The sequence below is a fragment of the Aquisphaera insulae genome, from assembly GCF_011064615.1.
GTDB classification, from domain to species: domain Bacteria; phylum Planctomycetota; class Planctomycetia; order Isosphaerales; family Isosphaeraceae; genus Aquisphaera; species Aquisphaera insulae.
In genome coordinates, this window is record NZ_JAALJH010000016.1 from 47,789 (window position 1) to 62,755 (window position 14,967).

The 14,967-nt window shown below is 68.2% G+C and carries 11 protein-coding genes; 3 read left to right on the forward strand and 8 right to left on the reverse strand.

The genetic code is table 11. The features are described from left to right. The first annotated feature begins 20 nt into the window (after positions 1 to 20). Complete coding sequence (locus tag G6O54_RS11515; protein WP_165225015.1) at positions 21 to 1,697, forward strand: serine/threonine-protein kinase; 1,677 nt, start codon at positions 21 to 23, stop codon at positions 1,695 to 1,697. Between the two features lie 10 nt (positions 1,698 to 1,707). On the opposite strand, the gene G6O54_RS11520 is transcribed toward G6O54_RS11515, so the two are convergent. From G6O54_RS11520 to G6O54_RS11545, 6 genes are all read right to left on the reverse strand, one after another. Further along, entirely contained in the window at positions 1,708 to 4,197 is a 2,490-nt protein-coding gene (locus G6O54_RS11520) for a hybrid sensor histidine kinase/response regulator (protein WP_165225019.1), read from the reverse strand. Positions 4,198 to 4,524: 327 nt separating this feature from the next. Then, positions 4,525 to 5,229: an HAD family hydrolase gene (locus G6O54_RS11525; protein WP_439650244.1), complete on the reverse strand. Its 705-nt coding sequence runs from the start codon at positions 5,227 to 5,229 to the stop codon at positions 4,525 to 4,527. A 57-nt stretch (positions 5,230 to 5,286) separates the two neighbouring features. Then, positions 5,287 to 6,777: an alpha/beta hydrolase gene (locus tag G6O54_RS11530; protein WP_165225025.1), complete on the reverse strand. Its 1,491-nt coding sequence runs from the start codon at positions 6,775 to 6,777 to the stop codon at positions 5,287 to 5,289. Between the two features lie 12 nt (positions 6,778 to 6,789). Then, positions 6,790 to 7,386 carry a hypothetical protein gene (locus tag G6O54_RS11535; RefSeq protein ID WP_165225029.1) on the reverse strand — a complete coding sequence of 199 codons (597 nt, stop codon included), beginning with the start codon at positions 7,384 to 7,386 and terminating at the stop codon, positions 6,790 to 6,792. Positions 7,387 to 7,401: 15 nt separating this feature from the next. Continuing rightward, entirely contained in the window at positions 7,402 to 9,039 is a 1,638-nt protein-coding gene (locus tag G6O54_RS11540; protein ID WP_250846842.1) for an ABC transporter substrate-binding protein, read from the reverse strand. Between the two features lie 305 nt (positions 9,040 to 9,344). Continuing rightward, the gene (locus tag G6O54_RS11545; RefSeq protein WP_165225035.1) at positions 9,345 to 10,034 is read right to left on the reverse strand and encodes a hypothetical protein; all 690 of its coding nucleotides are present in this window, start codon (positions 10,032 to 10,034) and stop codon (positions 9,345 to 9,347) included. Positions 10,035 to 10,794: 760 nt separating this feature from the next. Here G6O54_RS11545 and G6O54_RS11550 point away from each other — a divergent pair. Both G6O54_RS11550 and G6O54_RS11555 read left to right on the forward strand, forming a co-directional pair. Further along, positions 10,795 to 11,151 (forward strand): ArsR/SmtB family transcription factor, encoded by a 357-nt coding sequence (locus tag G6O54_RS11550; protein ID WP_165225038.1) that lies wholly within the window; start codon positions 10,795 to 10,797, stop codon positions 11,149 to 11,151. A 13-nt stretch (positions 11,152 to 11,164) separates the two neighbouring features. Continuing rightward, entirely contained in the window at positions 11,165 to 11,653 is a 489-nt protein-coding gene (locus tag G6O54_RS11555; RefSeq protein WP_165225041.1) for an SRPBCC family protein, read from the forward strand. A 19-nt stretch (positions 11,654 to 11,672) separates the two neighbouring features. Here the strand turns inward: G6O54_RS11555 and G6O54_RS11560 are convergent, their stop codons facing one another. Together G6O54_RS11560 and G6O54_RS11565 are read right to left on the reverse strand one after the other, a co-directional pair. Further along, a complete protein-coding gene (locus G6O54_RS11560) occupies positions 11,673 to 13,022 on the reverse strand; it encodes an alkaline phosphatase family protein (protein ID WP_165225044.1) in 1,350 nt (449 codons plus the stop codon). A 203-nt stretch (positions 13,023 to 13,225) separates the two neighbouring features. Beyond that, a complete protein-coding gene (locus G6O54_RS11565) occupies positions 13,226 to 14,590 on the reverse strand; it encodes an alkaline phosphatase family protein (protein WP_250846838.1) in 1,365 nt (454 codons plus the stop codon). Positions 14,591 to 14,967: the final 377 nt, after the last annotated feature.

The following is a 14,967-nucleotide window of genomic DNA, read 5'->3' on the forward strand; positions in this document are numbered from 1 at the left end:
CGGTCTCCCACGGTGCGCCGATGCCTGAAGCCCGGAACGACGCTCACGACCCCCGCGACGAGGACGACGCTTGCCTGGTCCGCCTGGTCGAGGGGCTGACGGCGTCCCTCAGGCGGGGAGAAGTCCCGGATGTCGAGTCCCTCGCCCAGGATAACCCTCGGGTCGGGGACGAGCTGATTTCCCTCTGGGAGACGATCCGCCTCGCCGAGCGGCTCTCCGCGGCCGATGAAGAGCCGCTTCCCCGACCCTTCCCGCTCGCGGCAGAGACGGACGAACCGGCTCCGGACCGCGGCGTCGAGTTCGGCGACTACGTCCTCCTCCGGGAGCTCGGTCGAGGGGGCATGGGAATCGTCCACCTGGCACGCGAGACGGACCGGGACCGCCTGGTCGCGCTCAAGAGGCTGATCGGCGGGCCTGGTGCCTCCTCGACGGACCTGGAGCGATTCCGGGTCGAGTCCTCGGCCGCGGCTCGACTGGCCCATCCCCACATCGTGCCCGTCCTCCGCGTCGGCGAGCACGACGGCCAGCCCTTCTTCACCATGCCCTATGTGGACGGGACCACGCTCTCCCGGCGGCTGGTGGAGGGGCCGCTAACCGGCCTCGAGGCCGCCCGGTTGCTCGTCCCCATCTGCCGGGCGGTCCACCACGCCCACGGCCGCGGGGTGCTCCATCGCGATCTCAAGCCGTCCAACATCCTGATCGACCGGTCGGGTCATCCTTACGTCGGCGACTTCGGGCTGGCGAAGCGGATCGACGCCGGGCGCGACGCGTCGCTGACGCCGACCGGCACCCACGTGGGGACGCCCTCGTACATGCCGCCGGAGCAGGCCCGCGGCTCGTCCCGGCGCCAGCCCTTGACCGCGTCGCTCGACGTCTACAGCCTCGGAGCGATCCTCTATCACATGATCACGGGTCGACCGCCGTTCCAGGGGGCGGGGCCGGTGGAGACCCTGCTCCTGGTCCTCGAGCAGGACCCCGTGCCGCCGCGGGTGCTGAATCCGCGGGTCAGCCCGGACCTGGAGATGATCGTGCTGCGCTGCCTGCAGAAACAGCCCGAGATGCGGTACGCGAGCGCCGGGGCCCTGGCGGACGACCTCGAATCTTACCTCCGCGGCGAGCCCGTCTCGGCCCGCTCGACGAGCCTTCGGTCCCTGGCCTCCCGGCTCCTGGGAGAAAGCCACAATGCGTCGGTCCTGGAGAACTGGGGCCAGCTCTGGATCTATCACAGCATCGCGCTGATCGTCTTCTTCGCGGCGACCAACGCCATGCACCTGGCCGGAGTCGTCTCGCGCTGGCCTTACGTCGCCCTCTTCACGATTGGCCTGGGGGCCTGGGCGGCGATCTTCTGGGGCCTCCGCCGCCGGGGCGGTCCGATCAGTTTCGTGGAGCGTCAGCTCGTCCACGTCTGGGGATCGGGGATCGTCGCCATCAATCTCGTGTTCCTGGTCGAGACGCTGCTGGGCGTCCCGGTCCTCTCGCTCTTCCCGATGGTGGCCGTGACCAACAGCATGCTCTTCATGGTCAAGGCCGGCATCCTCTCCGGCGTCTACTACCTCCAGGCCGCGGCGCTCATCCTGTCGATCTTCCCGATCGTCTGGTTCCCGCGGTTTGGGCCGATGATCTTCGGCGTGGTGGCTGCCGCGTGTTTCTGGATCACGGGAATGAAGTACCGCTTGCGACGACGGCAAGGGGCCTGATTCCAAGGAATCAGTGCAGTTCGCCAGGCTTGCGGGCGAGGGCTTCACGCAGCTCATCCAGGTTCACCGGCTTGACCAGGTGGCGGTCGAATCCGGCCTGATGGGATCGCTCGCGGTCCTGCTCCTGACCCCAGCCGGAGAGGGCGAGTAGACGGGTGCGCCCGAGGTTGGCGTCGGCGCGGAACCGCCGGGCGAGCTCGAGGCCGTCCATCACGGGCATGCCGATGTCCAGGATCGCGATCTCGGGGCGAAAGTCCCGGGCGATGTCCAGGGCCGTGGGGCCGTCATGGGCAACCCGGACATCGTGCCCGTCCATCGCCTCGAGCAGGCGGGCCAGGCTGATCCCCGCGTCACGGTTGTCGTCAACCACGAGGATCCGCCGGCGGCCGTCGGTCGGTTCGGTCGCGACCGCCGCCGGCTCACGGGGAGGGTCGCCCTTGATGCGATCCGACCGGACCGGTGCGAGGGGGAGGGTCAGGAGGAACTCGCTCCCGCGGCCGGCGCCTTCGCTCCGAGCCTCGATGGTCCCCCCGTGTAGCTCGGCCAGACTCTTCACCAGGCAGAGTCCGATGCCGAGCCCCCCCTGCGCGACGCCTCGCGGAGCCTCGGCGCGGTAGAACATCTCGAAGATATTCGGCAGGATCTCCTCCGGGATGCCGACCCCCGTATCGGCGACCCGGATGGCCACCTCGCCGCCCCGGACTTCCGCCTTCAGTGCGACCCGGCCGCCGGCGCCGGTGTACTTGATGGCGTTATCCAGGAGGTTCCAGAGGATCTGCCCGATCCGTTCGGGATCGACGTTCACCAGGATCGGGCGGCGCGGGAGCGAGACGGAGACGCCGGTCTGCCACTCCCGATCCGAGCCCGTGGCCGCCTCGACGGCCCCCTCGATGATCGGACGAAGGTCCGCGACCTGACGCCTCAGGACGATCCGGCCCCGCGTCAGCCGGGAGACATCGACCAGGTCCTCCACCAGCCGAGCGAGATGAGAGACCATCCGCATCGCCAGCGATCGCTCGGCGTCGAGGTCGATCCCCGGGCTGCCCATCAACATGAGGGCGTTGTGGATCGGAGCCAGCGGGTTGCGAAGCTCATGCGCCAGGATGGCGAGAAACTCGTCCTTGCGACGATCGGCCAGCTCAATGCGCGCGACGAGGCGGGCATTCTCCAGGGCCTTCGCGGCGCGGTCCGACACGTCGAGGGCCAGCCGCAAGTCGACGTCGTCGTATGGCCTGCGCGACTCCGTCGCCAGGAACGTCATCACGCCAAGCGGCCCCTCCCGACCGCGCAGGGGAACCGCGATCGAGGAACGCAAGCCGAGCCGCCGGATGTCGCCGAGGGCCGCTTCGCGCCCGGCTGGGTCGATTCCCGCGAGGTCGACGACCGCCGCGAGCCGGTCCTCGTCGACTTCGTCGACAAGCTCCGGCTGGCCGGTTCGGAGGACCCGCATCGTACCCGCGATCGCTTCCGGGCCGATGCCAGACCGGCCATGGAACTCGTCCGCCATCCTGGCCCGTCGCGGCTCCGAGTGAACCACCGCGATTCGCGTCGGGGGGGTGCCCTGGTCGCGCACGTGGACGATGCACCAGTCCGCGAAATCAGGCACCGACAGCCGCGCAATCTCTCGGAGCGCCTCCGATTCCTCGTGCATGTTCGCGAGTGCCGCACCCACCGCCGCGAGGAATCGCACCCCGCGCTCGGCCCGCCGTCGGTCGTCGATATCCAGGGCGCTGCCGAATCGAAGCACGACCCTGCCGGAGCCGTCGCCGAGGATGGATCGTCCCTGGAACCAGCGATAGATGCCAGCGGCGTCGCGAAGTCGGTACTCCGCGTTGAACTCGGCCCCGCTGGCCTCGCTTCGAGCGAGTGCGGCCTCCACCCGGCCGAGGTCATCCGGGTGGATGACCTCCTTCCAGGCGTCGGCGAGTGTCTCCTCCTCCGAGGTCCGTCCTGTGTATTCGGCCCACCGGCGATTCGTGAACTCGACCTTGCTTCCCCGGCAGATCCAAACGATCTGCGGCATGGACTGGGCCAGGCCGCGAAACAGCTCCACCTTCTCCTCCGCGACCCTCCTGCGCTCCACCTCGTCACTGGTCCGTCGCTGTTCTCCCTCGAAGAGCCGCAGACTCACCGCGGCGCGCGACTGGGAGGTGCGAAGGCCGCCGCCGACCAGGGTCGCGACCAGCCCCATGGCCACCGACGCGCCGTCCACCAGGCCCGCGGGTCGCGTCCCGCTCCCCGCCCCTTTCTCGAGCGGAGCGACGACCAGGGGGACCGCAGCCAGGCTGAGGATCAGGGCCGCGAACGAAGCCCCCATGCCGCCCAGCCAGGCCGCGATGATGAGCGCGAAGAAGAAGGGCATGAAGGGGAACTGGGACCCGAGGGCGGGCCCCATGACGACGCGAGCGGACGCGGCCAGCACCACCAGGATCGCGGCGCCGCCGTAGCTCGAGATCGGCTGCAGGGAAGGTGGGGTGAGGCCTGCGAGCGAATTACGCAAGGAACCGAACGACGGAAGCAGGCCCGCCAGCGGCCCGGGCCCGTGCGGGGGAGGGGGGGCCGCACGCTCGTGCGCAAACCGGTGCGCGGTGGGCGGCAAGTCTTCCTCGGAGGGCTCGGCTCCCTGGCCCATCTCGCTCGCCCTGGAGGGTGCGAAGGTCCGCACGCCTGCAACGGACGCCTCCTCGCTCCGGCGGCGGCCGAAGCCGCCCGCGGAGGAACGCCCCGGGTGAGACCGGGCCTTGCCGAACCGCAACCGGGGTGGATATCACGAGGTTCCCCGATGCAAGCCGTATGCCACGTGAGTGATAGGGGCTCGGGTCCTCGATCAGTCGGAATCCGCCGATGACGGGCCGTCCCCGATGATCCCCGGCGGGACCGAGGCCAGATCCTCCGCCGTCCAATCGGCCCCGGCCGCGGTGAGCACGTCGGCCGCGAACGAGGTCGTCAGTCCGAGGCAGAGTGAACCGGCCGCCTTCGCCGCCTGGACTCCCGAGACGGCATCCTCCACGACCAGGCACGATGCCGGATCCAGCCCGAGACGTCGGGCCGCCTCCTGGAATATATCCGGGGCCGGCTTCTTCCGGACGATATCCTCGCCCACGACCACCGCCTCGAACGTCCCGGGAGGGAGGCCGAGGACCCCGAGGTTCCCCTCCACCTTCATCCGGTCGGCGCTCGAGGCGACCGCCAGCCTGAGCCCTCGATCGCGACAGCGGCCGACGAAGGCCGCCACGCCCGGGAGCGGCTCGAGCCGGCCACGGATCAGGTCGAGGTAGATCTCGTAGGTCCGGACCTTGTCCGCGGGCATGTCCAGCGACACGCCCCGGGCCTCCGCCACGCCGCCCAGGAAGCGATCCTCGCCCATGCCGATGAACGGCCGGAACTCCTTCGCGTGGACCGCCACGCCCTTCTCCGCGAACATCGCCACAGCCGCCCCGGCGATGAACGGCTCCGATTCCACTAGCACGCCATCCATGTCGAAGATCACGCCTCTGATCGCCCCTGCTGGGGCGTTCGGCTTTCCCACCACAGTACACCCCCGTCGCCGTCTCGATGTTCGCGGATCGTCCACGCGGGCCCGCGGCGGCTACTTGAGGTCCACCGCCGCGTTCATCTCCCGGTTGATCCGCTCCACGAGGGCGCGATCCATGACCGTGCTGTGATCGCGACCGGGGATGACGTCGAGGACCGCGTCGCTGCCGAGCTTCGCCAGCGACTCCTTGAGGAGCTTGACGGCGCCTTCCAGGAAGAACGTGTCCTCGCCGCCGGTGATGACGTGGATCTTGCCTTTCAGCTTCGGGCCCTTCTCCGCCCAGTTGCGCTCGAGGACGAGCCGGATATCATAGGCTTCCCACGCCTTCGCCACCTCGGGATCGATCGCGCCGGTTGTGCGGTCCCAGAGCCTGGCCGGCTTGCCGTCCTTGACCGGGCTGAAGACGGCCTCGAACGAGCCGAGCTGGCCCCCCGGGCCCATGGCCTCCTCCAGCTTGCTGAAGTCATCGTAGAAGATGATCGGCTTGCCGCCTCGACGTGCCACGGCTCGCCGCTCCCCCTTCGGATCGCGGTAGATGTTCTGGTTCTTGGCGTAGATGTCGACCCGCTGGAAGTCGCGGAAGTCGACCGGATCGGGGCTCGTGGACCAGGTGCCGCCGAAGACGTCCGGATAGGTCACCTGGAGCCAGAGGCTGCTCCAGCCGCCCGAAGAATGGCCATTCAGCAGTCGGGCTCGCGGCTCGGCCAGGATCGGGAACTTCGACTCGAGATAGGGGATGAACTCCTCGACGAGAGCCTTGCCGCGCGGGCCGTTGGTGGCGCTGTCCGCGAAGACGTGGTGGCCCGTGTAGCAGTTCGGATCGAGGACGACGCGGATCAGGTCCTTGCCCATGGGCGAGCCGGCCAGCCGGGTCGCCATGGTGTGGTCGCCCCCGAAGCCCGGGATGATGTAGACCGCCGGCCGCTTGCCCCCGGGATTCGACTCCGGCAGGATCACGGCGGCGCGATGCTTGATCGGCCTGCCGAAGAACCTCGAGAGGAGCGGGCTCTCCAGCTCCGCGAGCTTGACGCGCCCGGTCTCCTTGAAATCCCGCGGCGGCACGCGGCGAGTGACCTCCAGGGAGATCGGCGCGGCGGCGTCCGCCTCGAGCTTGACCGGGACGGCGGGGCCGTACAGGTTCCCCTCGCCGGTCCCGATGTTCGCCGAATCCGGGTTGATCCGGACGACCGCCTGCGCGACGTATTCGCCGGGCTCGATCGCGTCGAGCGACTTCGGGTAGCCGACGGCCTTGGCGTCGATCCGGACCGCATCGCCGGCCCGCCAGTCCTTCACCTCGCTGGAGAACATCGGCTCCGGGCGGAACCAGTTGGGGCCGAGCCGCGGCTCCATCCGAGAGCCGACCGGGCCCAGCATCACATAGACCCGGCCGGTGATCGGCTTGCCGTCGGCGATCGACGGATACTTCACCTCGAAGGCGCGGGCCTTCGTCGACTCACGAGCCGGCGGGGCCTGCGCCGAGGCTCGCGGGGCGACGGTCGAGAGGACGGCCAGGGCAACGATCAAGGGTCGCGTATGTGATGTCATGAGAGGGTTCCGTCAGGGACGCTCGTCGAGGGGCTCGGGTTCGGGGAGCGGAGGATACGCGCCCAGGAGCACCTCGTGCGAGAAGAGTGGGATCGGCCGGAAGTGCCGCGCGGCCAGCCTGGCCGAGCCGAGGACGCATTCCTTCTCCAGGAGATAATAACGGTTGTAGTGGTCGATGACGCGATTGGCGGGCTCGAGGTTGAGCGAGAGGATGAGCCGACGCCAGCGGTCGTTGAACCTTCGGATGCTCGCGGCCAGGTCGCGGGCGGCGCCCCGGCGCTGCCGCGGAAGGCCCGGCCGAGCCGCCCAGGACGGCGGCGGCGTCAGGGTGAGCGCCCAGAGGGGGGCGATCGGGCCGGCGAAGTTCGCCTCCCAGTCGTCCGGGCCGGAGGCCACGGCGGCCCACTGGCGGAGGCGCATCCGGACCATCTCCAGGTATTCCTCCCGCCGCGACCGGCAGCGGGCGTGGACCTGGGCCACCGAGAATTCCATGTCCTGGCCCCGCCGCGCGAAGGCGGGGAGATCGAAGAGGCCCAGGAGCTGGTTCAGCTCCGGCTCGGCCGTGCCGAGCGGCCCGAATTCCTCGTCGTCGCCGTCCGTCGAACTCATCGCGGCCGGCTCCTCCTACTTGCCTCGAGCGGGGGGGGCGGCGGACGTCGTCAGCGTATTCAGGCTCCGCCGGTAATGCCAGAGTTGACGGTCCTTGCCGAGGGCCGCGGAGCGGGCCGTCCACTTGCCGGCAAGGTCGTGGAGCATCTGCCGCGGATCCTTCCCCCCGAGTGCCGCGAGTCGAGCCTCGGTCAGGTCCTTCAGGTATCCCGACGCATCCGGGATCCGCAGCCCCGGAATCACGCGATCGGCCATCAGCGTCCGGCTGACGGCGTCGGACCACTGGCGCGGATCCACGTCCGGCGACGAGGCCGGATCGGGCAGTCCCTGGCCGATCTGGCTGCTCCGGACCGGGAGCATCGGGAACGTCGGCTCGGCCCGAAGCCGATTGGCGATGTCCGGGGAGGCGAGGTAGCGCGCCAGGTCGAGCGCGGCCTCGCGCTGGGGGTTGCTCAAGCCGCGACGGATGCCGACCAGCCAGCCGCCCCCCTCGGGGAGATAGGTCGGTGCATTGGGCGTTTCCGGGGCGTCCCACTGGCCCCGAAGCGGCTCGAAGACGCGTTCGGACCCCGGCAGCGGCGCGACGCCGAGCGGGGAGCCGGAGGACCAGGCCGCCGCCCGCTCGGCCCGATCGATGAGCATCGCGACCTTGCCGTCGCGGAAGGCCGCGCGGGCGGCCTCGGCGTCGAACGACTCGCACCCGGGCGGTCCGACGGACTTCCAGGCGGTGATGGCCTTGAGCGCCTCCACGAACGGGGGCGAATCGACGCGCGGTGTCAACGCATCGGCATCGAAGGAGAACGAGAAATGATCGCGGTGCTGTCCTAGGCTGGCCGACCGGGCCATGAAGATCGCATCGCCAACGCCCTCCCGGTCGTCCCCGATGACGGCCGCCAGGCCGTGGCCCTTGGCGCCGTGCCCCGCCCAGTCGCGGCCCTGGAAGAAGGCCGCCAGGCGGTCGAGTTCCGTCCAGGTTGCGGGGGGCTCGAGCTTCAGCCCGCCGGCACGGCCGGCCTCGACGTTCTCCGGACGCGTGAACGCGTCGCGACGGTAGACCAGGACCAGTGCGGACCCACCCAGCGGGAGTGCCATGCGGTCCTCGCCGTAGCGAGTCACCCGTTCGCGAAACGCCGGGACGAGGTCGGTGTATCGGAAGGAATCCACCGGAGACTCCGCCCGCGATGACTCCGCGGCCTCCGATCGGCCGCCGCCGGTCCGCGACGGTTCCTCATCGCCGCGCTTCTTCTGGGCCGGGATCACCAGACTGTTGGGAATCGCCTCCAACCCCTGGGCGTCCACCAGATCGCCGAGCCTCTGCCCGGGGAAGATCAGCACGTCCGCCGCCGAGATGCCGTCCACGCCCCGGATCGACTCCTGCAGGACGGTGATCTCCCCGCCTCGCGAGGCGACCCACTCGCCGCGATGGGCCGCCAGACCCGTCAGGATCCGCGGATCGCCGATCGCCCCGACCGTCAGCTTCACGCCCGGGAATGAGGGCGGGGGGGGGGCCGCGGATCGATCCTCCGACTCCGAACAGCCGGTGATCAGCACGGTCGAAAGCAGGACGATCCTCCCGCACGCAGGGAATCGCCATCCCTTGTTGGCGCCGGCATGCAAGACCCGCCCCAGACCGCTGTCACTCGCCGATATCATTGCCACCACGCCCCTCGGGCCGCGATTCCATCGCCGTTGCCACAACCAGGGCCATCGTAATAGACCGCGTCGCGCGGGGTCAAACGGTCGGGGAGTCGAAGACGGGCTAAGCGAGTGCCCTGTTCTCATGGAGGATCGGTGCTCGAGGAGAAACCGAAATGTCTAACCGTCGAACTCCTGGCCAGGGGCAACAGGGGTACTCGAGCAAGGGACGGGACGGGAACGAAGCGAAGCGGGCCGGGGCATCGTCTGATGCCCCGGCCCGCTTCGCCATGAAAGCACGGTGCGCCCCCGCGGACGCTGGCTCACTCGTCGTGGTCGATGCCCAGCCGGTAGAGGATCTCGTCGAACTGCTCGCGATGCTCATCGTCGGTGGAGTGGAGATGCTCCGCCTCGGAGATGAACTTGAGGGAATCGTCGCGCTTGAGGCCGTGGGCCAGGAGGATCTCCTCGAACGGCTCCAGGTCGTTCGCATAGACGAAGAGCAGCTTGTGCTCGTCGAACTGGACCTCCATGGGCCCGTTGGGGTTGAGCGCGGCCAGGCCCGTGCAACCATCATTCAGGAGCAACGACTCGTAATCGTAGAGCGTGCTCTTGAGGATCACGGTGTCCATGTGCTCTCGGTACAGGTCCGCATGCTGCCCCGGCTCGGACTCGTGGCTCGACTCCATCACGACGTCCACGACCTCGCCGAGCGGGTCGAGAAGGTCCATGAAGACGTCGAGGAGCTTCTCGGCGGAAACCGACGCCGCCAGCACCGGCATCCTGTTGCCGGACTCCGGGTCGCAATACATGTCGCGCCGGTATCCCTCGCGAGGGATCACTTCCAACCCGATCGAGGGCCGAACGGCATCCGTCAGCGTGAAGTTCCCGTAGCGCCCGATGCGAAGGTGGGCATCCAGTTGATCCTGGCTGAGTTCGTCGAAGGTGGTGCGGGGCATGCGAGTAGGATTGTTCCGGAGAACACGCTCGAGGAAGCGCTGGATAAAACTCATGGAAAGGGCTCCCCTCCTAAACCGCGTCGTGCAAAGGGAATGGATCGCTGAATGTCCTCGGCCACCGCGCCAGGCGATCTCGGAGAACGAGCCCCGAGTCATACCATCCCAGGAATTCGCCTGACACCGCGCCCAAGGGAGTCGAAACCCACCCCGGGGACGGTCGCCTTTCCGTTGGCAACGCTTCACTGCCGTAGTTGTATATATACCATGCTTGGCACCCCAACCCTGCCCAAGTTGCCAGACTTACTGATGTTGCTCCCGCGGCAAGATCGTTACCGGCAAGGTAAACGCTATATCCTCCTTGAGTCGCCTCTCAATCCCCGTGTGTCAGTCGCCGGACAAATTAGCAAGTCGGATACCATACATCTCAGTATACCGAAGATTTGTCCTGCGACCCGCTCTCCCAAAAACTTGAGTCAAGTTTTCGGAAATATGAGCGATGGCCGAGAGAAGTCAACCGTACAACGGGAGTGGCCCCATTTTGTAACGGCTTCCATCTCCGTCACAAGCGATAAATCGAAAATGCCACGTTTCCCGAGTCGGGAGATCGCTTAAACGTCCCCGGGCCTCTACAGGTGGGCGCCTTGGTGCATCATTCCATCAGCTTCTCCGGCTCGCCAAGGTCCTCCCTGGACGGCCCTTTGCCTTCCCGTCCCGCGTCATTTCCGGGGTGAAGCCCGCGGCGAGTCCCGCTTGACGCCCCGCTCCTTGGACTGTATATTTCCAATAGGTTATAGAACAACGAGGTTATTTACCGATGACGACAGCAGGTCTGGACACCACGTTCATGGCGCTCGCCGACCCGACCCGGCGGGCGATACTGGCGAGGTTGGCGAAGGGGGAGGCGACGGTCAAGGAGCTGGTCGCGCCCTTTCGAATCAGTCAGCCGGCGATCTCCAAGCATCTCAAGGTGCTCGAGCGAGCCGGCCTGATCACGCGAGGACGGGACCGGCAGTCCCGGCCGTGCCGGCTGGAGGCGAGGCCGTTGGCGGAGGCCGATGCATGGTTGGAAGGCTACCGGGAGATCTGGGAAGCCAACTTCAACCGGCTCGACGACCTCCTGGAAGACCTCAAGAGGGGACGTGGGGCGGAGCAGGGCGAAGGTTCATCCTAACCGGAGCGATGGCATGAAGAACGTGCTCAAGGTGACGACCGTCGGCGATCGAGAGCTCCTGATCACCCGGGAGTTCGAGGCGCCCAGGGGCCTGGTCTGGGAATCGATGTCCAGGCCCGAGCTGCTCAAACGCTGGCTGTTCGGACCTCCCGGCTGGGCGATGACCGTCTGCGAGGAAGACCAACGCGTGGGCGGATCTTTCCGCTGGGAATGGTCCGGGCCGGAGGGCGCGGTCTTGAAGATGACCGGCGTCTACCACGAGATCGTCCCGCCTCAGCGCACGGTTCGCACCGAACGTTTCGAGATGCAGGGCGGGCCGGAGATGGGCGAGCAGCTCTGCACGATGACGCTCATCGAGATCGGGGAGAGGACCCGGATGGAGCTGACGGTCCAGTACCCGTCCGCGGAGGCTCGCGAAGGCGCCCTGGCAAGCGGGATGGAGCAGGGCATGGCGATCGGCTACGACCGACTCGATGAGATCGTCCGGGGGGTCGTCGCATGATCGCGGGCCCGCGGAGACGTCATCCCGGGCCCTCAAGGATCTCGCCGAGCACGCGACCGAGCGTCCCGTCGAGCTTGACGCCCAGGAGCTTCGCCGCCGTCGGGGCGACGTCCACATTCTCCACCCGCCGGATCTTCGTGCCGGGCCTGATGCCCGAGCCGGAGGCGATGAAGAGGGCATTCATGGCGGGGTCGGTGGAGATGTAGCCGTGGGCCCCATAGGGCTGGTCGACCGGCACAACGAGCGCCTCTCCGGCCGACGACGCCGTGAATGCGTACCCGTCCCGGGCCACCAGGACCAGGTCCGACATCTGCGGGTCGTCGCGAGGCGCCGGGAGATGATATCGAGGATACTCCTCCGGGCCGAGGATCGCTTCGATGCCCTCGGCTCCCTGGAAAAGTCTCCGCACGGACTGCCGGTCGATCTCGGCGGTCTCCGGATTGGTCAGGTAGACCATCCCGGTCCCTCCTTCGGGCACGACCTGGACCCGCGCGGACGTGACCTCCGCCCCCTTGACCACCAGCAGTCCTTCCCTGCGGAGGATCGCATTGGGACGAAGCGTCTTCCTCACGGTCACGAAGCCATGGTCGGCGACGACGAGTACGGAGGTCCGCTCTCGGATTCCCGCCTCACCCAGCGCCATGAGCACCCGGCCCACCTGGGCATCCGCCAGGGCGGTGGCCGTGTAGCCCGGGAGTGTTTTCGGGCCGTACTTATGATGCGTCGAATCCACGTTCAGCAGGTGAAGGGCCAGGAACCCCGGTTTGCGCTCGCGGATCACCTGGCAGGCCGTCTCGGTCCAGATCTCGTCGCGTACGACATTGTTGCCCCCCGCGAACCGCGCGACGTGGCCGGCCCGATCCAGGAACAACTTGACGCCGGTCGAGGTGTGGGCGAGCGGTTCGGGGACGTCGGGGAAGTTCGCCTCGATGGAGGTGGACCCGCGCGTGCACGGCCAGTTGATCGCCGCCGATTCCACGCCGGCGGCCTTCAGGTGGTCGAAGAGGAGTGGGATCCGCACAAAATCCCGTTGCTCCTTCCCCTGGAAGAGCACACGGACCGGCTTGCCGACCCCGTGGCGCTCGAGGATGCCGTTGAACAGCACGCCGTGCCGGTCCGGATGGACGCCCGTCATCAGGGTGGTATGGTTGGGCCAGGTGACGGCCGGGTTCGAGATCTGCATTCCGTCGACCGCGTAGGCGCCGGCGTCCCGCAGACCTCGGAGCGTCGGCAAGGACGCGTTCGGATCGTCGAGGAGATAGGACGGGAAGCCGTCGAGCGTGATGACCACCACGTGGCGGTCCGGCGCGGCGGTCGCCTGCGCGACCCCCATCGCGAGCATCGCAACCAGAACCATCGGTAGGTGCATGGGAATGTCCTCGTCCCCTTCGAGTCGGTCCCCCGGCGCGTCGCCGACCGGGTCGGGGGCCGATTCTACCGCCGACGAGGATCTCGGGCACAGTCCTGCAACCCCGGCGGCGAATCGGAAACGAAGGCGGCAGGCCCCGGTGGCATGCTCGGCCGCACGGCGGCCCGATCAACGATCCGTCGGAGGATCGTCCGGTCAATCCGTCATTCGTGGCCGTCGAGGATCTCCGTCAGCACGCGCCCGCCGGCACCTTCGAGCTTCACGCCAAGGATCCTGGCGATGGTCGGGGCGAGGTCCGTGTTCTCGACGTCCTTGACCTTCACGCCCGTGCGGATCCCGTAGCCGGAGGCCACGAAGATGGCGTTCATCTGGGGATCGGTCGACACGTAGCCGTGGGCCCCGAAGGGTTCCCTTGCGGGGGTCACGAACGCATCCTCGGTCGCCTTGGCGGTCACGGAGTAGCCGTCCTTGGCCACCAGGACGAGGTCGGCCATGCGGGTATCGGCCTTCGGTAGCGGGAGGTGATACCTCGGGAAGTCCTCCGCGGAGAGCACGCAAGCCACGCCCTCGGCGCCCTGGAAGAGCGACCTGGCGGTCTCGCGGTCCTTGTCCGCCGTCGCCGGATCGTTGCAGTAGACCATGCCGATGCCCCCCTCCGGGACCACCTGCACGCGGGCCGACCTGACCTCGTTGCCGTCGACCGTCAGGAGCCCTTCCTTTCGGAGCAGCGAATTGGGGTTGAGCGTCTTCTTGACCGTGATGAAGCCGTGGTCCGCCACGACGAAGACGGTGGTCTTCTCGCGGATGCCCGCCTCCTTGATCGCCGCCAGGATGCGACTGATGTTGGCGTCCTGCAGGCCGGCCGACGTGTAGCCGGGGTTGGTCTTCGGGCCGTACTTGTGGTGGGTCGAGTCCAGGTTCAGGAGGTGGACGGCGACGAGGCTGGGCCGCCGCTCGCGGATCACGTCGCAGGCGACGTCGGTCCAGATCTCGTCGCGGACCACAGGCCCACCGTCCAGGAATCGGGCATGACGGCCCAACTTCTCGAGCGTGGACTTCACCACGTCCGAGGCGGCCGAGAGCTGATCCGGAACGTCCGGGAAATTCGCCTCGATCGACGTCGAGCCCCTGGTGCACGGCCAGTTGATCGCCGCCGACTCGAGGCCCGCCGCCTTCAGGTGATCGAAGAGCATCGGGACTCGGACGAGGTCCTTCTGGTCCTTCTTCGGCACCACGCGGACCGGCTGACCCACGCCATGGCGCTCGAGCAGGCCGTTGAACAGGACGCCGTGCTTCTCCGGGTGGACGCCCGTCATCATCGTGGTGTGGTTCGGCCAGGTGACCGACGGGTTGGACACCCGCATCCCCTCCGCGGCGAAGGCCCCGTCGTCCCTCAGCCCTCGAATCGCCGGCAACGAGGCGTGGGGATCGTCCAGCAGGTAACCGGGCAGGCCGTCGATCGAGATCACGACCACATGACGGTCCGGCCCCGCGGCCCGGGAGTCGGCCGCGGTCGCGAACGAGGCCGCCGCGAGGCCCACGAGGGCCATGCTTCGAAACGAGGTCATCTCATCTCCTCAATCGTTGGAGGTCCGCGGCGGACGTTCGTCCGGCGTCGCCCGGCTCGCCATCTCTACCCGGGCGGGCGGGGCGGGCCAACGTCCGCCTTGAATCCCCTACAGGGATACCCGAGCCGAATGAAGATCGCACCAAGTTCCCGTGATCTCTTGCCAGCGATCTCATACGTCGCGACCAGTCCGGATGATGCCTCGGGCCCGGAGGGATTTCCGCCGAACCTGCGTCAGGAGCCGGATCCGCCCGGCGACCGAGAGAGCCCATGCCGCCGCCATCGGCCGGCTCCGCCCATCCCCCCGCGCGACCACTCCTCATCCGCCGGGCTGGATGGACTCGTCTGGGCGAGCCCAAGCCGGGGCCCAGGGGCGAC